At 65.9% G+C, this 18595-nt stretch carries 12 protein-coding genes, 1 tRNA gene and 1 pseudogene; 6 read left to right on the top strand and 8 right to left on the bottom strand.

Going from position 1 to position 18595, the window contains the following annotated elements; all coding sequences use genetic code 11:
* Positions 1-65: 65 nt before the first annotated feature.
* From KF791_15105 to KF791_15090, 4 genes are all read right to left on the bottom strand, one after another.
* Positions 66-743, bottom strand: a complete 678-nt coding sequence (locus KF791_15105; GenBank protein MBX3733903.1) for an ATP-binding cassette domain-containing protein — start codon at positions 741-743, stop codon at positions 66-68.
* Between the two features lie 2 nt (positions 744-745).
* Positions 746-2377, bottom strand: a complete 1632-nt coding sequence (locus KF791_15100) for an ABC transporter permease subunit (protein MBX3733902.1) — start codon at positions 2375-2377, stop codon at positions 746-748.
* An 85-nt stretch (positions 2378-2462) separates the two neighbouring features.
* Entirely contained in the window at positions 2463-3662 is a 1200-nt protein-coding gene (locus tag KF791_15095) for an ABC transporter substrate-binding protein (protein MBX3733901.1), read from the bottom strand.
* Positions 3659-4738 (bottom strand): SPASM domain-containing protein, encoded by a 1080-nt coding sequence (locus tag KF791_15090; protein MBX3733900.1) that lies wholly within the window; start codon positions 4736-4738, stop codon positions 3659-3661. The genes KF791_15095 and KF791_15090 overlap by 4 nt, the downstream gene beginning before the upstream one ends.
* A gap of 202 nt (positions 4739-4940) precedes the next feature.
* On the opposite strand from KF791_15090, the gene KF791_15085 reads away from it, so the two are divergent.
* On the top strand, positions 4941-5669 hold the full coding sequence (locus tag KF791_15085; GenBank protein MBX3733899.1) for a hypothetical protein: 729 nt from the start codon (positions 4941-4943) through the stop codon (positions 5667-5669).
* Between the two features lie 12 nt (positions 5670-5681).
* Here KF791_15085 and aceE read toward each other — a convergent pair whose 3' ends face one another.
* A complete protein-coding gene (gene aceE / locus KF791_15080) occupies positions 5682-8528 on the bottom strand; it encodes a pyruvate dehydrogenase (acetyl-transferring), homodimeric type (GenBank protein ID MBX3733898.1) in 2847 nt (948 codons plus the stop codon).
* Between the two features lie 348 nt (positions 8529-8876).
* On the opposite strand from aceE, the gene KF791_15075 reads away from it, so the two are divergent.
* Positions 8877-9089 (top strand): 2-oxoisovalerate dehydrogenase, encoded by a 213-nt coding sequence (locus KF791_15075; protein MBX3733897.1) that lies wholly within the window; start codon positions 8877-8879, stop codon positions 9087-9089.
* On the top strand, positions 9086-9331 hold the full coding sequence (locus KF791_15070; protein MBX3733896.1) for a type II toxin-antitoxin system HicA family toxin: 246 nt from the start codon (positions 9086-9088) through the stop codon (positions 9329-9331). Before KF791_15075 ends, KF791_15070 begins: the two co-directional genes overlap by 4 nt.
* Before the next feature lie 94 nt (positions 9332-9425).
* Here KF791_15070 and KF791_15065 read toward each other — a convergent pair whose 3' ends face one another.
* A complete protein-coding gene (locus KF791_15065) occupies positions 9426-9638 on the bottom strand; it encodes a hypothetical protein (GenBank protein MBX3733895.1) in 213 nt (70 codons plus the stop codon).
* Between the two features lie 360 nt (positions 9639-9998).
* Between KF791_15065 and KF791_15060 the strand changes: the two genes are divergently transcribed.
* Both KF791_15060 and KF791_15055 read left to right on the top strand, forming a co-directional pair.
* On the top strand, positions 9999-12137 hold the full coding sequence (locus KF791_15060; protein ID MBX3733894.1) for a vanadium-dependent haloperoxidase: 2139 nt from the start codon (positions 9999-10001) through the stop codon (positions 12135-12137).
* Positions 12082-12828 carry a type II secretion system protein gene (locus tag KF791_15055; protein ID MBX3733893.1) on the top strand — a complete coding sequence of 249 codons (747 nt, stop codon included), beginning with the start codon at positions 12082-12084 and terminating at the stop codon, positions 12826-12828. Before KF791_15060 ends, KF791_15055 begins: the two co-directional genes overlap by 56 nt.
* 55 nt (positions 12829-12883) lie before the next feature.
* On the opposite strand, the gene KF791_15050 is transcribed toward KF791_15055, so the two are convergent.
* Positions 12884-12969 (bottom strand) — tRNA-Tyr (locus KF791_15050).
* 659 nt (positions 12970-13628) lie between these two features.
* On the opposite strand from KF791_15050, the pseudogene KF791_15045 reads away from it, so the two are divergent.
* A pseudogene (locus tag KF791_15045) lies at positions 13629-15388 on the top strand (IS1634 family transposase).
* Between the two features lie 1204 nt (positions 15389-16592).
* Here KF791_15045 and KF791_15040 read toward each other — a convergent pair.
* Positions 16593-17597: a HEAT repeat domain-containing protein gene (locus KF791_15040; protein ID MBX3733892.1), complete on the bottom strand. Its 1005-nt coding sequence runs from the start codon at positions 17595-17597 to the stop codon at positions 16593-16595.
* Between the last annotated feature and the right edge of the window lie 998 nt (positions 17598-18595).

Genomic DNA, 18595 nt, shown 5'->3' with positions numbered 1-18595 from the left:
CCCGGAATCCTCGGGCCGGAGGGAGCCCGGGCCTGGCCGGACCTTGAGGCGGAGCGCGGGCGCGTTCATCCCTCGGGAACCGGGGAAACCGCCGGATCAGGCGGCGCGAGTTGGATGACCGCCCCCCCGGCCGCCGCGGCATCGAGGGCATCGTGGCTCACCAGCAGGGCGGGAAGGCGGGCGCGGCGGACCTGGCCAAAGACGAACTCGCGAAAACGCTGACGGGTTGCGGCGTCCAGCTGGGAGAAGGGCTCGTCGAGCAGGAGCGCCCGCGGCTCCGAGAGCAGCACCCTGAGCATCGCAACGCGGGCCCGCTGCCCGCCGGAAAGCGACGCCGGATCCCGGGACTCAAATCCCGCGAGTCCCGCCTCGTTCAAGGCGTCCCGGATCCTCGCCATGCGATCGGCACGGGACCGGATGCGTTCCGCGAGTGCGAACGCCAGATTGCCGCCCACGCTGAGGTGCGGAAACAGCAGGTCCTCCTGAAAGAGAATCCCGAGTCGCCGGTGCTGGGGCGGAAGTGCGGACACCGTCTCCCCGGCAATCCGCACCTCGCCCGCCCCCTCCAGACCGGGCGGCAGGGTGCCGCAGAGGAAGGCGAGCAGGCTCGACTTCCCGACCCCGCTCTCCCCCATCAGCGTGACGATGGCGCCGGGCGGGACGTGGAGGTCCAGCGGGGGGACGAGCGGGTGGCCACGCAACCGGATGGCCACCTGCCGCAACTCGAGTCCGGGCGTGTTCATGGTCACGAGGCGGCCTGCAGCGCCCTGCGGTTTCGGAACTGCCAGCCCGGAATCAGAACGGCGAGTCCGAAGGCCATCAAGGGCAGCGCCATCTGGACCAGCGCATGAAGGGCGATCACGCGCAGATCGCCGCCCGCCGCCAAGGCAACCGCCTCGGTGGTGATCGTGGGCAGACGGCCGCCCCCGATCAGCAACGTGGGCAGGTACTGCCCGACGCTCACCGAAAAGCCGACCGCCGCCGCCGCCGTCAGTGCCCGCAACAGCATCGGCAGCTTGACCCGGAGGAACACCCCGAACCGGGAAGCCCCCAGACACATTCCGACGGATTCGAAGCGGCGGTCCCAGGCCCGGTAGGCGCCCGACAAGGTGAGGAACACGTAGGGAAAGACGAAGACGAGGTGCATCCATGCCACCGCCAGCCACCGCCCATCCATCGCTGCGGACAGCAGCAGAATCTGGGCTCCAAACAGGAAGGCCACCTGGGGAACGATCAGCGGCAGGTACAGGAGACCGCCGAACCGGGTCCATGAGCCCCGTTCCGATCGCGCCTCGGCCTCCAACAGTCCCACCGCGAGCAGCATGGCCATCCCGGTGGCACCGAGGGCCAGCGAGAGGGTGTTGACCAGGGGAGCCCGCAGACCGTCCGCGTGCCGCTCCCAGGTGGTCCACGTCAGCCGGTCCGGCCAGACCTCTGGAAATCTCCAGCCGTCGGCAAACGCCCAGAGTCCCATCGCGGCGAGGCCTGCAATCAACAGGCCGGTCGCCAGCACCCAAACCGCGCCGGCCGCGAACCTCAGCGCCCGGTCTTCCGGGTGCCGGCGACCGGAAACGACCCAGCGACTCCCCGCGGCACGCACCCACCGTTCCAAGCCCGTCCAGATGACGATCCCGACGCCCACCAGCACTCCCTGGACCATTGCTCCGGCCGACGCGGGAAGCCTCCAGCTCAAGTCGGGATCATTGAAGAGCCGGACCAGGCGCACCGCCAGTGGGTGGGGATTCGTCGGGCCGAGGATCATCGCGACGTCCACGACCGAGATCCCGTAGGCTAGGACAGCGAGCACCGGGAGCCGGATTTGCGGATAGAGGCGCGGGAACACCCCCTTCAGCCAGCCCGTCATCGGGCCGTACCCGAAGGACAAGGCCACCCTCCGGCTGCGGTCCGCGTCGGACTGGGCCATGGCCGCAAGCATCATGATGAGCAGGAACGGCACCTCCTTGACGACCAATCCCACGGTCAGGCTGATGCCATGGGGATCATGGACCGTCAGCCAGTCCGGCGGACGGGCAAACCCGGTCAGGGATGGGGAAATCCAGCGCATCAGCCATCCGCTGGGTGCCAGCAGAAACGAGATTCCAAAAGCCGCCGCGGCATGCGGCACCGACAGCAGCGGTGCCAGCAGGCGCTGGGAATGGCGAAACCACGCGGTCCCGTGCCACGCCGCGCACAGGGCGACGGCGATCCCCAAGGAGACCAAAGTCGTGGCGATGCCCGTTGCGAGGGATCGCCCCACTGACGTCCAGATCCCCGGCAACGCGGCAAAACGATGCCAGGGCTCCAGGCTGAATCCGCCGCGCCCAAGCGCGGGAAGATACCCAAAGGCTGGAAGCAGCGTTCCTGCCAGTCCGGCCATCAGGGGCACAAACAGCAGCGCGGCGACCGCGAGCGACAGCCACCGGGCTGGCAGGGATGTCCTTGACCGGATCACGGCGTCAGTTTCACCGGCCCCCGTAGCGCCGTTCCCATTCCTGCTCCAGCCGGTCCATCCAATAGGGATGCGGTTCCGGGAGGAGCGGTCCGAGATCGCCGGGCGATGGACTTGCCTCGTGCCTGGGAAGCCGCTCGAACAGGTCCCGGTCTGCCGGATCCAGCCGCTCCACCGCCAGCACCGTGCGCGCTCCCATCTCCGACGGATCCTGCTTCCGCGCCTGGGCGACCGGGGAAAGGAGAAAGTTCGCGAGCACCAGGGCTCCGGATCGCGAGCGGCTGTTGAACGGAATTGCGAGGAAACTCACGTTGCCGATGGATCCGCCCTCGAATCCCGTGGTCCGCGCCGTGCCGGGGAGTTGCCCGCTGAGAATCCCGGATGCCGCCGCCTCGGGGCTGAAGGCAAGGGTCAGGTCCACCTCGGCGTCCGCCAACAGTCGCACCAGGGCCGGCCCTCCACCCGGGAACGCCCGGGCCTGACGCCACACGTGCGGATGCAACGCATCCAGATACTGCCACAGGGGGGTGGTCCACCGCTGGAATTCCGCGGCCGTCGCCGGGGATCCCAGTGCCGGGTGGTTCGTGGTCAACTGAAGCAGCAACTGTTTGAGAAAGGTCGTCCCGAGAAAATCCGGCGGTCGCGGGTAGGCGAACCGACCGGGATGGGCACGGGCCCACGCCAGCAGCGCGTCCGGCGTGCGCGGCGGCGTGGTCAGCCGGTCGCGGTCGAAGAGCAGCACCAGCTGTGCAACGCTCCACGGGGCCTCCAGGCCATCCGCAGGCACCGTGAAATCCGAAAGCAACGGCAGGTTGTTGGTGTCGAGCCAGTGATGGTTGGGCAGGAGGTGGACAAACGGGCCGTACAACAGCCCGTGCTGCTTCATCGCCGCAAAATTTTCCCCATTGACCCACAGCAGGTCCACGGACCCTCCCGAAGTCCGGCCCGCCGACTTTTCGGCGAGCACGCGGGACACCGCATCGGCGGTGTCCGCCAGTTTCACATGCCGGACTTCGATGCCAAACGCTTGCTGCGCCGCCGCCGCCGCCCAGGCGATATGACGGTTGACCCGCGCGTCACCACCCCAGGCATTCCAGTAGACGGTCTGACCCCGGGCTTCGTTGAGGATGTCCGCCCAGTCCGGGGCGGCAGCGCTCTCGACAACAACAGCGATCAGGGCGAGCAGCGCCCGAAACCGGCGTGACGCGATCATTGGGACTCGGCCCCCGGTCGCGGATGGGCGAGACGCGCGTCGCGCAGGGCGGCCAGCACCGGCCCCAGGACTTCCTCATGGAAGCGGTCGCAGCCGATGCACAGGTTCTGGTACGGACGACCCTTGGGGGTCTGGGTGCGTGAAGCCTCAAGGAACCGCTCCACCGACCATCCCTGACTGAGCCCCATGCGCTCCGGATGCCCCATGGTAATGGCCTCAAACACCGGATGTCCGATGAGGCTGGACAGAATGTCCATCAGGGGCTCCTCGACGAGGTTCCCCAGCGGCACCCGGGTCTTCATGCAGCACGGGTACACGGCGCCATCGGGCTCAATCGAGACCTCCGAGCCGGCGCGCCCCAAGTTCAGGAAATTCAACCCTCCCGACCACGCGTTGCAGAAATTGTCCGAGAGCGTCGCCTCCGACAGGTCGTTCGCCCAGGCCCGTCCCCGGGGCCAGATCTTCCCGATCCAGCTGTCCGGGGTGGCGCCAAAAAAACTGAACACGGGCCCCGTTTCGTCCTGCCACCGGTGCCGGCCGCCACGCGAACCGGAGCGGGTCATGCCCACACGTTCGAACACCCGGGTCAGATCCGCCTCCAGCGCCCCCCGCCGCGCAGGCGTCATCCCCGCGTGGAAATCATCCAGGCCTGACACGGAGATCATCCACACCCCGCGGGCCAGCAGTTCGTCCACAATGGGAGGCGTCAGCAAATCCCCCGTGGTCTGCACGACGACGTTCACGCCCCCGGCGGCGCGATACCGGTCCACAATCTGCTCAATGGCCGGGTACAGGATGGACTCGCGCACCTCGGGCACCAGGACCTCGCCTCCCGAGAGGACGATCCGCCCGGTCCGGACCGGCACCTGCTCACCGGGTGCCGCAGCCGCCGGGTCCTCGTAGCGCATCGTGTCGGGGAAATGCGCGATGATGCGCGAAAAGCGGTCCTTCACCCCGCCAACGACCTCCGCGAGCGCGTCCCCGTGGTACGGCCGGAATCGCTCCTCATAACAATGCGGGCACCGACGGTGGCAGAGCCACGAAAGGACATAGTAGATGGACTCCACCGATCGCATGAAATGCTCCTGACAACACTTGGAGCCCCGGAAGGCGGCCCCACAGCGGTGCAGCCTCCGTCACGTGCCACGGAACGCTCAACCCCAAACTCCTTCAAACTCCCGGCACAGGGTGCCGGACGGGCCGGTCCCGGACCCGGTTGGGCCGCGAACGATGGAGTCTTGCCCGGGTTCGTCGCCCGGTTAGCCTGCCTCCGTCGCCATGAACAGACTACCGCTCCTCCTTCTGGCCGGGGTCCCGTGCATGATTCCGGTCCTGACCGCGGCAGACGCCTCCAAGGTGGATGTCTCCCGGATTCCCCCGCCAGTGACCCGCAACGTGGATTTTGTTGCCGACGTCTATCCGATCTTCAAGGAGTCGTGCATCTCCTGTCACGGTCCGGAAAAGCAGAAGGGCAAGTACCGGATGGATACCCGGGAGGCCACCTTCAAGGAGACCGATTACGGCCCGACGATCGTGCCGGGCAGCAGCGAGAAGAGTTCGCTGATTCACATGGTGGCCGATCTCATTGACGAGATGCTCATGCCGCCCCCGAGCGACAAGCCGGGCCAGTCCGAGCCCTTGACCCCCGACCAGATCGGGATCCTGCGGGCGTGGATTGACCAGGGGGCGGCGTGGCCCGACGGCCCGGTGGACGTTCCGCGCACACTGACCTTTGACGCCGACATCCTCCCGGTCTTCCGCGAGCACTGCGGCTCCTGCCACGGAGGCACGGATCCCAAGGGTGGCTTCAACGCTGTGACGCTGGCCACAGTGCTCCAAGGTGGTGAAAACTACGGCGCCATCGTCCGCCCCGGGGACGCCGCGAAGAGCGCCCTGATCACCATCATCTCGGGGCTTGATGAAGACTTGCCGGAGCCGGAAAAACACCAGCTCACTCCCAAGCAGATCGAGCTGGTACGCCAGTGGATCGCGCAGGGCGCGCGATAGGCGCCCCACACTTTAAACGCATTCGGGCGACGACTTGTCCGGATCCACGCCCAGCTCCCGGATCGCCTGGGCGACCGTTGTTGCGGGAATTGCCCCGCGCTGCGCCAGCGCATGGAGCACCCCGATGGCCGTGCATTCGGCGTCCACCTCGAAAAACCGTCGCAGGCTGGGCCGGGAATCACTGCGACCGAACCCGTCGGTGCCCAGCGTGGTCAGGCCTCCCGGAATCCACGGGGCGATCTGATCCGCCACCAGCTTCAGGTTGTCGCTGACCGCAATCCAGGGTCCCGTTTCCCGGGCCACGGTCTCCTCCAGAAAGCTGCGGCGCGGAGGTTCCGTGGGATGAAGCCGGTTCCACCGGGTGGCGGCCAGGGCGTCGGAACGGAGCTTCTTGAAACTGGTCACGCTCCAGACGTCCGCACTCACGCCATACCGCTCCAGAAGGGTCTGCGCCGCGAGGGCCTGCTGGAGGATGGCTCCCGAACCGAGAAGTTGCGCCTTGTGCGGAAGCCCCTCCGCGCCCGGACGACACTTGTGGAATCCCTTCAGGATGCCGTCAGCCACCCCTTCGCCCTCGGGCATCGGGGGATGCGAATGGTCCTCATTGTGGAGGCTGATGTAGTAGAAAACATCCTCCTGCCCGCCCACCATGCGCCGCAACCCGTCGCAGAGGATGACGGCGAGCTCGTAGGCGAATGCGGGCTCGTAGGCCAGCAGGTTTGGCACACTGGACGCCACCAGATGACTGTGGCCGTCCTGGTGCTGCAACCCTTCGCCATTGAGCGTTGTGCGCCCCGAGGTGGCCCCGAGCAGGAAGCCGCGCGCCCGGCTGTCCCCCGCCAGCCAGATCTGGTCCCCGACCCGCTGGAATCCGAACATCGAGTAGTAGATGTAGAAGGGAATCATCGGCACCCCGTGGGTGCAGTACGCCGTGCCCGCAGCGACGAAGTCGGCCATGGAACCCGCCTCATTGATGCCCTCCTCGATCAATTGGCCGGTCTTGGACTCGCGGTAGTACGAGGCATTGCTGCGGTCCACCGGGTCGTAGAGCTGCCCCTTCGAGCTGTAGATCCCCACCTCGCTGAACAGGCCGTCCATGCCGAAGGTCCGGGCCTCGTCCGGAACGATCGGCACCACGTACTTCCCGATGTCGCGGTTCCGGAGGAGGGCGCTGAGCATCAGCACAAATGCCTTGGTCGTGGAAGCCCCCTTGAGCCCCTTGAGCATCTGCGGGAAGTCCTTGGGAACGGGCGTGGTCAGGGACGGAGCCCGTGGATCCCGGGAGGGAATCAGCCCGCCGAGGGCGCGACGCCGCTCCAGCAGATAGCGCACCTCGGGGCTGTCCGGAGACGGACGAAAGAACGGCATGTCCGCAATGACATCGTCCTCCACAGGGATGTTGAACCGCTTGCGAAACTCGCGCAGCTCCCGCTCGTTGAGTTTCTTCTGCTGGTGGCTTGGATTGCGCCCCTCTCCGGCCTCGCCCAACCCGTAGCCCTTGACGGTCTTCGCGAGGATCACCGTGGGCCGCCCCCCGGCCTTCGTCGTCGCGAAGTGATAGGCGGCATACACCTTCCGGGAGTCGTGGCCGCCCCGCATCAGCTTCTTCAACTGGTCGTCCGTGAGGTGGTGCACCAGCGGGAGGAGTTCCGGGTACTTCCCGAAAAAGTGCTTCCGGATGTAGCTGCCCGGCTCGACCACGTACTTCTGGTACTCCCCGTCCACCACCTCCTCCATGCGCCGGGCCAGCAGACCGGTCTGATCCCGGGCGAGGAGATCGTCCCAGTTCCCGCCCCAGACCAGCTTGATCACATTCCAGCCGGCCCCGCGGAACAGGCTCTCGAGTTCCTGGATGATCTTGCCGTTGCCCCGGACGGGTCCATCGAGGCGCTGCAGGTTGCAATTGACCACCCAGACGAGGTTGTCGAGGCCTTCGCGGCCGGCCATGGCGATCTGCCCGAGGGTTTCCGGCTCGTCCGTTTCGCCATCCCCAATGAAGCACCAGACGCGCGGTTCATTCTCCGTGGGGATCAACCCACGGTGCTGCAGGTAACGGCTGAATCGGGCCTGGTAGAGCGAGTGGATCGGGCCGAGGCCCATGGAGACCGTCGGAAATTTCCAGTAGTCCGGCATCAGGTAGGGATGCGGATACGAACTCAACCCGGGGTGGTCCTGGAGTTCCTGACGGAAGTTCAGGAGGTGCTGCTCCGTGAGACGCCCCTCAACGTAGGACCGGGCGTAGTTCCCGGGGGAGGCATGGCCCTGGAAGTAGATGAAATCCGGGGTGCGGCCCCCGTCCCCGCCCCGGAAGAAGTGGTTGTAGCCCACCTCGTACAGCGTCGCCAGGGACGCATAGGTCGAAATGTGCCCGCCGACGCCGAGGTCTCCCGAGTTGGCGCGAACCACCATCGCCATGGCATTCCACCGCACGTACGACTTGATCTGGCGCTCGATCGCCAGGTCTCCGGGATAGGGAGGCTCCTGGTCTGCGGGGATCGTGTTGAGATAAGGGGTCGAGGTGACCGTGGGGATCGCGTGTCCCCGTGCCCGGAGGCCCTCGATGAAGTCCGCGATGAGGAACTTCTGCTGCTCCGGGGATCTGCCGGTCAGCAAGGTCTCCGTGACGTCCTCCAGGGAGTCACTGAGGCGGATGAGGGAGGCGCCGGGTCGGGCCGGAGCCGAAGAGCGGGAGGCACCGGACGACCGGCCGGTGGGGGAGGGGGCGGTGAGGGAATTCACGTCCAAGCACCGGAGGTTACCCCAAAGCCGTCGGGTGCCAAGCGCAAGTCCTGAGCGCGCAGGCCCGGGGCGCGTCCAACGGGATTTTGGTGGTGTCCCCACGCGGCAAGGCCGGCGCATCCCCGCAGCGGGCAGAAACGGTCGAGCCACCGCCAGCCACCTCCAAAAAAGCCGCCGCCCGGAGGGCTGTCGCGCCAAAGTCCCTTCACCACCCGCAACATGCAGTGGTCATGGGCGAAGGGGAACGAGGCGGGGGCCCCGCGCCGGCGCCGGCGCGTGGGACCAGGATCACCGGTCGCAGCGGACCGCCGCCATCCCCAGATCTACTGCTGGATGTCCTGTCCCTGTTGGCTCTGTTGACTCATGTCCATTGGTGTTCCCCTGGATGGGGCAGCGCCGCCACCTTGCTGGTGGCCCCGAAGGGAGTCACGGCTTCCCCATGGGCGGGTCAGGTGATTCCCTCCCGCCGTGAACGAAGTAATCTTCGAGGTCCGCGAGGACGAGTCGGAAGGCGGCTTTGTGGCGCGGGCCCTGGGCCATTCCATCGTCACCCAAGCGGACACTTGGGAGGCCCTCCGGATCAACGTCCGGGATGCCGTTCGCTGCCACTTCGATGAAGGCAAGGCGCCGCCGGTCATTCGACTTCACCGTGGATACGATGAAGTGCTGGCTCTGGCATAAAACAGCCACGCGACCTCGCCTTAGGTGAGCTGGAAATGGCGTTGCGCCGGACGTTCGTGCATCAGTTCACCCGGCAGTCCGGCTCTCACCGGCGGCTGACGACTCAAGCCGGTGGCGAGCACCATCTGACCCTTCCGGCCCACGACCCGCTCAAGCCCGGAACCCCGCGCTCCATTCTGAGCGAAATCGCCAGCCATCACCATCTGAGCGTGGACGAAGTACTGAGGCGGTTGGACCTGTAGGACGACCTTCCGGCCGCCGCCGAACCATCGCAATGACCTCAGCGATGGCTTCCCGGGCCGTGGCTTCCTCGGCAGCCGCCGCCCCGTAACTGCATCAGCGGTAGTCCTTGGGATCCTTCACCAGAGGGGCCCGTACCGGATTGAGGTCAAAGGACGCCGCCATGGTGGCCGGCGGATCTCCAACCCCCTCCACCAGCACGCTCTTGAAACGATCTTCCCACGGCACCCTCCGGCGTCCCTTCCCCCGGTTGAACCACCGGGTGAACCGCTGCCTGAGGCGGTGGAGGTGGCCGCTGATGTCCCACATCGTGGCGCAGATCCGGTCGAGAAACGCACGTTCGCCGTCGGAATCACCGGTGGTCCGGAGCTTTTCGAGGCGCTGGCGGAGGCGTTTCGGGGTCAGGGCAGAGCAGGATCACCGGATTCCGCCATCGTCCGGCCCCGAAAAACCCTCATTTCACCCCGCCGGGACAGCGGCCGGACCCTCGACCTCACCAATCCCCACGGCCGTGGACACGATCACCGCACATCCCATGCGGTCTCGATTTCGCAGAATCTCGCGCGGCGCCCTGGTGAACTCCCACCCGCGCCTCGCTCCCCGCACCGCACCCGGCCAGGGAGCGCGACGGTCCGGGACCGCCGGAGGAACAAAAAACCTGTCTGAGCCATGAACAAAACCACCCTCAATTCCCAGTCTCGATCGAAAGCGCGTTGGACGCATCTCTCCGTCGCGTGGGTCATGCTCGCCGCCGCGTTCAGCTGCGGCGCGCAGGGCATCGTCTGGTACGTCCCCAACCCGGACTACTCCATCGCGCGCAACTGGAACGAACGCGCGCTGGAGGGGATCCGGATGGACACCCCGCATCCTCCGGGCCAGGCCCGCAACCTCTTCAGTTTCTCCGTTTGCATGTATGACGCGTGGGCCGCGTACGACGCCAACGCCGTGGGCTTCGTCTATCGCGGGAAGCACACCGCGACCGACGTGGCGGCCGCGCGGCGCGAGGCGATCAGCTATGCGACGTACCGGATGATGCTGGAGCGCCACGCCTTCTCGCGCACCGCCACGAACCAGGCAACGGCGAATCCAGCCTTCATGACGGCCCTCGGCTACGACCCCGAGAACCTTTCGCGCGACACCAGCACGCCCGCCGGTGTCGGCAATTCCATCTACGACGCCGTCTCGGCCTACTTCCTTGAGGACGGTTCGCGGCAGACGGCGGGAACCCCCTTTCCCGCCGCCAACCCGCCCGTGGCGTATCCCGACTATCCCGTCGGCCACCCGCGCCGCTATGACTTCGTGAACCCGCAGATGAATCCGTTCCTTCCCGGCATTAATGACGGAAACAACAACACGGTTGTGGACGTCAACGTGTGGCAGCGCCTCATCGTCGCCGGCTCCATTGATCAGAATGGCTTTCCGCAGAATCCGCTCCAGGGCTTTCTGGGGGCTCAATGGCTCTGGGTCCGCTCCTTCTCGCTCAGCCGGACCGACGGGGACAGGCCGTGGATTGATCCCGGCCCGCCGCCGTTCCTGGGCACGGATACCCACGCGGAGTTCCTGGAGAATCTCGTCGCGGTGATCCGCGCCAGCAGCGAGCTCACCACCGAGGACGGCGTCATCGTGGACATCTCGCCGGCGAGCATCGGCAACAATTCGCTCGGGGCGAACGACGGTCACGGCTACACCTCCAACCCGGTGACGGGCCAGCCCTATGTGCCCAACAATGTGCTTCGAGGTGACTTCACCCGTGCCCTCACGGAGTTCTGGGCGGACGGTCCGTCGTCCGAAACGCCGCCCGGCCACTGGAACTCGATCGCCAATCACGTATCCGACGATTTGACCTCGCTTCGCATCGGCGGTACCGGGCCCGAAGTGGACCGGCTGGAGTGGGATGTCAAACTCTACTTTGCCCTGAACGCCGCCGTGTTCGACGCAGGCTGTGCGGCATGGAGCGTCAAGCGCCACTACAACGGCTGGCGGCCCATCAGCGCCATCCGGTTCTGCGGTGGCCACGGGCAGTCCAGCGATCCCACGCTGCCCTCCTTTCATACCAATGGCCTGCCATTGGTCCCGGACCTGATCGAGCTGGTCACCGAATCCACGGTGAATTCAGGGCGCCATGCCGGACTCACTCCCGGAAAAATTGCCGTCCTTTCCTGGCCGGGGCAGCCCGAGTTCCCCGACGAACAGACCAGCGGGGTGCGTTGGGTGCACGCCGAGGACTGGATGACCTACCAGAAGAAGACGTTCGTCACTCCAGGCTTCCCGGGCTACATCTCGGGTCACAGCACCTTCAGCCGGGCCGCAGCGGAAGTGATGACGGCGATCACGGGCTCCAAGTGGTTTCCGAACGGCCTCGGCGTCTACACGCTGCCCGAGTTGGTGAACGAGGTCGGCCCGACCCAGCCCGTCACCCTGCAATGGGCCTCCTACTACGACGCCGCGGATCAGGTGGGCCTCTCCCGCATCTGGGGCGGCATCCATCCTCCAGCCGACGACCTCCCCGGCCGCCGCGTCGGGGCGCAGGCCGGACAGAGCGCGTGGGCGCTTGCCAGCAAATTCTTTGACGGCACCGTTGCGGACTCCGAGATCCGCCTTGCCGCCCGCCCGCTGAGCGACGGCAATGTGGAGCTGCGCTTCAACGCTGTCCGGGGACTCTTCTACACGATTCACAGTGCAGCGAACGTGGAGGGCCCCTACAATGCCGGGGAAAGCACCATCGCCTTGGAGGCCTCCATCGCCAGCACGAATGCACCGGCCGACCCTCAAAAGTTCCACCGTGTCTCGTCCTCGCTCACCCCATGAGGGCCGGCGGCCCGGCGTCCACGCCTTCACGCTCATCGAGTTGCTGGTCGTGATCGCGATCATCGCGATCCTTGCTGGAATGCTCCTGCCGGCGCTCGGCAGGGCCAAGAGCAGGGCGCAGCGCGTCACCTGCATGAACAACCTGAAGCAGATCGGGCTGGGGATGCAGCTTTGGGCCGACAACAATGAGGGAAAGTACCCCTGGAGACTGGACCAGGAGCGGGGCGGCGGAAGGCCAAACGGCACCGGCAACGCCCGCGTGAACTTCCAGTTCTCCCTGGTTTCGAACGAGCTCGCGTCCACCCGGATTCTGCTCTGTCCAAACGACGTGCGCCGCGTGCGGGCCACGAACTTTGCGAGCATCGCGCTGACCAACATCAGCTACGCCCTCTGCAACGAGGCGGACGACAAACGACCCCGCGTCATCCTGGCCACGGACCGGGGCATGAGCGGGTTCGACTTCACGGGACTGCCCAACAACATCAATTGCTTCATCCTGTCCTCACCGGAAACCGCGGCGCGCACCGCCAGATGGCGGCGGGACGTCTGCCACGGCGCCAATGCGGGGATGGTGGTGCTGGGCGACGGTTCGGCCCACCAGTGGAACGACTCCCGTCTCGTGCAGACCCTGCTGGGCTACGACATCACCACGGAGACCGACGACGGGAACCTCCAGTTCTACTTTCCCTGACGTCGTGCCGCCGGTGTCGCCGGTGTCGCCCGTGCCGGAGGGGGCGCCGCGGAATTGGTGGTGGGAACTGGATTCGAACCAGTGAAGGCGTAAGCCAGCAGATTTACAGTCTGCCCCCGTTGGCCACTTGGGTATCCCACCCCGTTTCCATCGGATGCCGCCCCGCGCGGCGAACGGTGAGTGAATGCGCACCGCCACCCGTCGCTCAAGCGCATTTTTGCCCAAATTTTTGTTCGCCCGGGATCGGACCGGTCCTGGGATCCGATCCATCCCAGGATCACCGGGATCGCCGTCGCGGCCAGTTCAATGTCCTGGCCCTCCGGACGTCTTGCCAGCCGTAGGACGCGTCGCTTCCTCCGTTCGCCCGAAACTCCCAGAAGATGCCACGCGCCGCCCCCGCTGTTCCACCCTATGCTGGCCGAGGCACGTTCACCTTGGGGCCTGGCGACCCTGCGTGGTTCTCGCAACGCTATCCTGGGCGACCACCCGGGCGGCATCACTCATCGTCTGCGGCCTCAACGGTGAGGGCCGGTTTCGAGGTGCCACCGCATCCGGCTCGACTTGTCCAATCGGGAGACCCTGTCGCGCTGGGAGAGAAAGCGGCAGAGGGCTGCCGCACTCCACGACGCTTCGCGACCGCCACTAGCCCGACTTTCGCAACTGACGTCGGGAAACGGGGATTTTTTGAGAGTGAAGCGAGGCAAGTGGCTGTGAATGAGGGGAGCGCATTTCGAAAGTGCGTGTAGTGAAGACCTGGCCTCTTCCCAAGGCGGGATTTTTGAGGAGGATATTGAGGCGTCATGTTCTTGCGGCACACGCGACGGTGGAAAGACGGGAAGGAGCACCTCTATTGGTCGTTGGTGGAGAACCGCCGGTGGGAGGCACCCGGGTGGTGCAGCATACGGTGTTGTACCTGGGACCAACGACAGTCAGAAGGAGCAGGACGCGCCATTGAGGTCTTTGACGAGGATTGTGGGAGTCCAGACCAACTGAAGCTCTTGCGGCGGAGCGGCCGTTGCCGGCGGATGCGCCGGACGGGGTTCAGGTTCGGCCCGGGATTTGAGTTGCACCGCCCGCGGCAGTGGGGCGGTTGCTGGCTCTTCACCGAGGTGTGGAAGGAACTGGGGCTGGATCGCTGAGCTGGCGGGAGCGCTTGGGGAAGTCGCGGGAGGGAACCGATTGGAGCATAAAAGCAGGTGACGCCAGCGCCTATCGGTTGCTGGATCCGGGCAGCGAGTGGCGCCTGCACCGGGTCTGGTTTGATCAGTCGGCCATGGCCGATCTGCTGGGTGAGGATTTCTCCTCGTTGCCAAGGACACCCTGTACCGGGGGCTGGATCATCTGGTGGAACATAAAGGCGAGCTGTTCACATTCTTGCGCCAACGGTGGCAGGACTCCTTTGGAGTGAAGTTCGAGGTGCTGCTCTATGATCTGACCAGCACCTACTTCGAGAGCGATCCGCCCTTCCCGGAGAAGGATCCGCGACGCTTTGGCTATCTTCACGCACAAACGCCTGACTGTGTCCAGGTGGTCATCGCCCCAGGATCACCCCGGAGGGCTTTCCCTGGCTTACGAGATGATGCCTGGCAACACTGCCGATAAAACCACCTTGCGCGGTTCCTTGGCAGAAGATCGAAACCCCAGTAATGGCAAGGCGCAGCGCATCTGATCATGGACCGGGGCATTCCCACCGAAGCGGTGCTGGCTGAGATGTGCGCGGCAGACCCACCGGTGCTCTACTTGGTGGGCACGCCCAAGGGACGGCTGAGCGCATTGGAGCAGGAGCTGCTGGAGGTGCCATGCGGCAGCAGACGCGCGAAGGGGTGGATGTCAAACTGGTGCCCAGCCAGGGTGAACTCTATATGTGCTGGCCCGCCCAAAGACCGTGTCGCCAAAGAGCGCGCCATGCGTCGTCGTCAACTCAAAGAACTCTGGACCCGGTTGCCGAACTGAAGCGCCAGGAGCCCAAATGGGATGCCCTCCTGCTCAAGGCGCCGCCAAGGCGCAGGTCCGCTGGCGTGGAAATTGGTCACGGTGGAAGTCAGCGCCGAAGGAACCCTCCAGTATTCCCTGCGCAAAGACCGGCTGCGGAGCGGCTCCGGCGGAAGGCCGTTACCTGCTTCGTTCCAATCTGACCGGAAAGGATCCCCGCCCAGATCTGGCACCTCTACATGCTGCTGGTCCAGGTCGAGGAAGCCTCAGGAACCTCAAAGGCGATCTATCCATACGGCCCGTCTACCATCAACTCCCTGAGCGCATCGAGCTCATATCCTGGTCGCCTTCCCGCCTTCACCTACTACCACCCCTGCGACACAAACTCCGCCAGAAAGCTCCAGGCCTGACGCCCCGTTCGCTGATCGAGCAACTGTCTGCCCTCCAGATGCTCGATGTCCACTTCCCGACCACCGACGGACGCACCCTCCTTTTCCAACGCTATACCTCACCCAATAAGACCCAGAAACTCCTGCTGGCTCAACTCGGACTGGAGCTTCCCCCGCAATCCCCTCCGCGCATTTCATCCCACCGCGCCATCGAGCCGCTACCGGAGTCCGCCCTGTAGTGAAGACCTTCCACCCCAATCTTCAGAATCAGGCCCATTCTCTCCCTTTTTCTTCTCCAGTTGCGAAAGTCGGGCTAGCCATCGGCACGCCGCCAGGTCTTGGACTGCGCTAGCCCCCTGGCGCTTTGCCACCGCGGCTTCCTTCCACGGCGAGGGCGCATCCCTCTCCTCCCGCGTTCGTTGAACCCTGGGGGAAAGCGGCAGAGGGCTGCCGCACTCCACGACGCTTCGCGACCCCCACAAGCCATCGGCACGCCGCCAGGTCTTGGACTGCGCCAGCCCCCTGGCGCTTTGCCACCGCGGCTTCCTTCCACGTCGGGCCCTCACCTCCTCCCGCGTTCGTTGAACCCCGGGGGAAAGCGGTAGGGGGCTACCGCACTCCACGACGCTTCGCGACCCCCACAAGCCATCGGCACGCCGCCAGGTCTTGGACTGCGCCAGCCCCCTGGCGCCTTGCCACCGCGGCTTCCTTCCACGTCGGGGGCGCATCCTTAACCTCCCGCGTTCGTTGAGGCCTGGGGGGAAAGCGGTAGGGGGCTACCGCACTCCACGACGCTTCGCGACCCCCACAAGCCATCGGCACGCCGCCAGGTCTTGGACTGCGCCAGCCCCCTGGCGCTTTGCCACCGCGGCGTCCTTCCACGGCGAGGGCGCATCCCTCTCCTCCCGCGTTCGTTGAACCCCGGGGGAAAGCGGTAGGGGGCTGCCGCACTCCACGACGCTTCGCGACCGCCACTAGCCATCGGCACGCCGCCAGGTCTTGGACTGCGCCAGCCCCCTGGCGCCTTGCCACCGCGGCTTCCTTCCACGTCGGGGGCGCATCCTTCTCCTCCTGCGTTCGTTGAACCCTGGGGGAAAGCGGTAGAGGGCTGCCGCACTCCACGACGCTTCGCGATCCCCACAAGCCATCGGCACGCCGCCAGGTCTTGGACTGCGCCAGCCCCCCTGGCGCCATGCCACCGCGGCTTCCTTCCACGTCGGGGGCGCATCCCTCTCCTCCCGCGGTCGTTGAACCCTGGGGGGAAAGCGGCAGAGGGCTGCCGCACTCCACGACGCTTCGCGACCGCCAGGGCCAGATGTCCTTCGTTCCGCGACGTCCCTGTACCCGAACGGCTCAGGGACGCCAGTTCAATGTCCTGGCCCTCCGGACGTCTTGCCAGCCGTAGGACGCGTCGCTTCCTCCGTTCGCCCGCCCATCCGTCCGTCACGGTGGATTCGGTGATTTCTCCAAAGTGCGGCGAGTCACCGTCCGGACCATCGCATTGCTGTCGTTCGTCGCCATCTGAAGCGCTGCGATCACTTCGGACTCTCGGGCGCTTGAGGCCTCGATGGTTCGGGCGGCCAGCCAGCGCACGGTTTCGTCGGGATCCTTCAGGGCGCTCAGGACACTGTTCAGTACTCGCGGCACCAGATTCGGAGCCGATTCGAGGAGCCGCATGGCCGCAGCACGGACTTCGGGGTCGGGATCATTCTGCGCCGCCGCCAGCAACCCGGCGACCTCGGGACCCTGCCAACCCCCGGCGGCGGCGAGATCCACCAGAGTCCGGAAATGTCCACGGCGCCCGATGTCCAGCAGCACGGGCTCCAACCCTTGGCGGTCGCCGCAAATCGTGCACACGGCCTCGACGAGGCGTTCCCGCTCAAAGAGCAACAACTGCGGGCGAAATGGACGGAGAGGCACCGTGGTGCCGATGGCAACACCCATCGGAATCGGACCAGAACCGGAGGAGTTGGTCGAAGTCAGCCCTCCCACCAAGGCGGGTACTGCGGACTTCGCAGCGGGCCCAAGGCTCAAAAGAATCTCGGTCGCATGGTAGCGACGCGTGGCGCGACGCCAGGGACTCGGGAACAGCTCCACCGCACGGGGCGGCAGCTTGGCCAGAACCTTCAAGTACCGATCGGAATCGAAGAATCCTGTCCGCACATGGCGGGCCAACGCGGGAACCGCCGCAGTCCCCATGGACACGAACGCTTCAAGTTCCAGGTCCTTCAGCGGCCGCAAGGTCTGAGCATCTCGAAGCTGGCGGGGGCCCGTCACCCGGAGCACAGAAGTTGTAGGCCGCTCATCCGCCACCGCATAGGCATCAAGCCACTCACTAACGGATCTGCCTTCAAATCGCGGCTCACGCTGGGTCCAAACGAGCCCCGAGATGACACCAAAGCCGATCGCCGCGGCGGTGACCCAAACGAACCGGTGACTGCGATTCATGTAGCAACCTTGGGAATAAGGCTTGACGCCATTTTGACAGTACGAAGCGCCTCAACGGTCCGTCAACCTGGCACCTGATCGCTGAATTAGCCAGTCGGCGCCGAACTCCGCGGCACACCTGCCTGCACCAAGGCTTCGGGCAAACCACATTCGCCCCATGGCGCAGCATGGCGGCCGGTTCCCGCAAGGGGACCGGAACGACATGCTCCGCCTCGGGCCCTGCCCCCTTCCTGTGTCTACCGGGGCTGCCTTCGCCGACCGGGCCTCCTGCTTGGAAGCCTAAAAACCGGCAAACCTCTGCCTCGTCGGAACTTTTTCATGCCCCTTCTGGGAAGGTGAATTTACCCCAACACGCCACGCCACGCCCGCCACCCGGATCCCATTCAGTGAGCATACCCGGATCCATTTCAAGGAAACGGTACGCCCAGTGGTGAGGGCCGGTTTCGAGGTGCCTCCGCATCCGGCTCGACTTGTCCAATCGGGAGACCCTGTCGCGCTGGGAGAGAAAGCGGCAGAGGGCTGCCGCACTCCACGACGCTTCGCGACCCCCACAAGCCATCGGCACGCCGCCAGGTCTTGGACTGCGCCAGCCCCCTGGCGCTTTGCCACCGCGGCTTCCTTCCACGGCGAGGGCGCATCCCTCTCCTCCCGCGTTCGTTGAACCCTGGGGGAAAGCGGCAGAGGGCTGCCGCACTCCACGACGCTTCGCGACCCCCACTAGCCATCGGCACGCCGCCAGGTCTTGGACTGCGCCAGGCCCCTGGCGCTTTGCCACCGTGGCTTCCTTCCGCGTCGGGGGCGCATCTTTCTCCTCCCGCGTTCGTTGAACCCTGGGGGAAAGCGGCAGAGGGCTGCCGCACTCCACGACGCTTCGCGACCCCCAGGGCCAGATGTCCTTCGTTCCGCGACGTCCTTGTACCCGAACGGCTCAGGGACGCCGCACTCCCAAACCCAGGCGCCAACCAACCCGGATGCCACGGCATCGCGTCGGTCGGCGC

The organism is Verrucomicrobiia bacterium (assembly GCA_019634635.1).
GTDB lineage: Bacteria > Verrucomicrobiota > Verrucomicrobiia > Limisphaerales > UBA9464 > UBA9464.
This window is presented reverse-complemented; position numbering and strand designations above follow the sequence as displayed.

Coding starts and splice junctions, on each gene's coding strand:
- KF791_15105 (MBX3733903.1), bottom strand. CDS start 743: ATGAACACGCCCGGACTCGAGTTGCGGCAGGTGGCCATCCGGTTGCGT.
- KF791_15100 (MBX3733902.1), bottom strand. CDS start 2,377: ATGGCCGGACTGGCAGGAACGCTGCTTCCAGCCTTTGGGTATCTTCCC.
- KF791_15095 (MBX3733901.1), bottom strand. CDS start 3,662: ATGATCGCGTCACGCCGGTTTCGGGCGCTGCTCGCCCTGATCGCTGTT.
- KF791_15090 (MBX3733900.1), bottom strand. CDS start 4,738: ATGCGATCGGTGGAGTCCATCTACTATGTCCTTTCGTGGCTCTGCCAC.
- KF791_15085 (MBX3733899.1), top strand. CDS start 4,941: ATGAACAGACTACCGCTCCTCCTTCTGGCCGGGGTCCCGTGCATGATT.
- aceE (MBX3733898.1), bottom strand. CDS start 8,528: ATGCGCCGGCCTTGCCGCGTGGGGACACCACCAAAATCCCGTTGGACG.
- KF791_15065 (MBX3733895.1), bottom strand. CDS start 9,638: ATGTGGGACATCAGCGGCCACCTCCACCGCCTCAGGCAGCGGTTCACC.
- KF791_15060 (MBX3733894.1), top strand. CDS start 9,999: ATGAACAAAACCACCCTCAATTCCCAGTCTCGATCGAAAGCGCGTTGG.
- KF791_15055 (MBX3733893.1), top strand. CDS start 12,082: ATGCACCGGCCGACCCTCAAAAGTTCCACCGTGTCTCGTCCTCGCTCA.
- KF791_15040 (MBX3733892.1), bottom strand. CDS start 17,597: ATGAATCGCAGTCACCGGTTCGTTTGGGTCACCGCCGCGGCGATCGGC.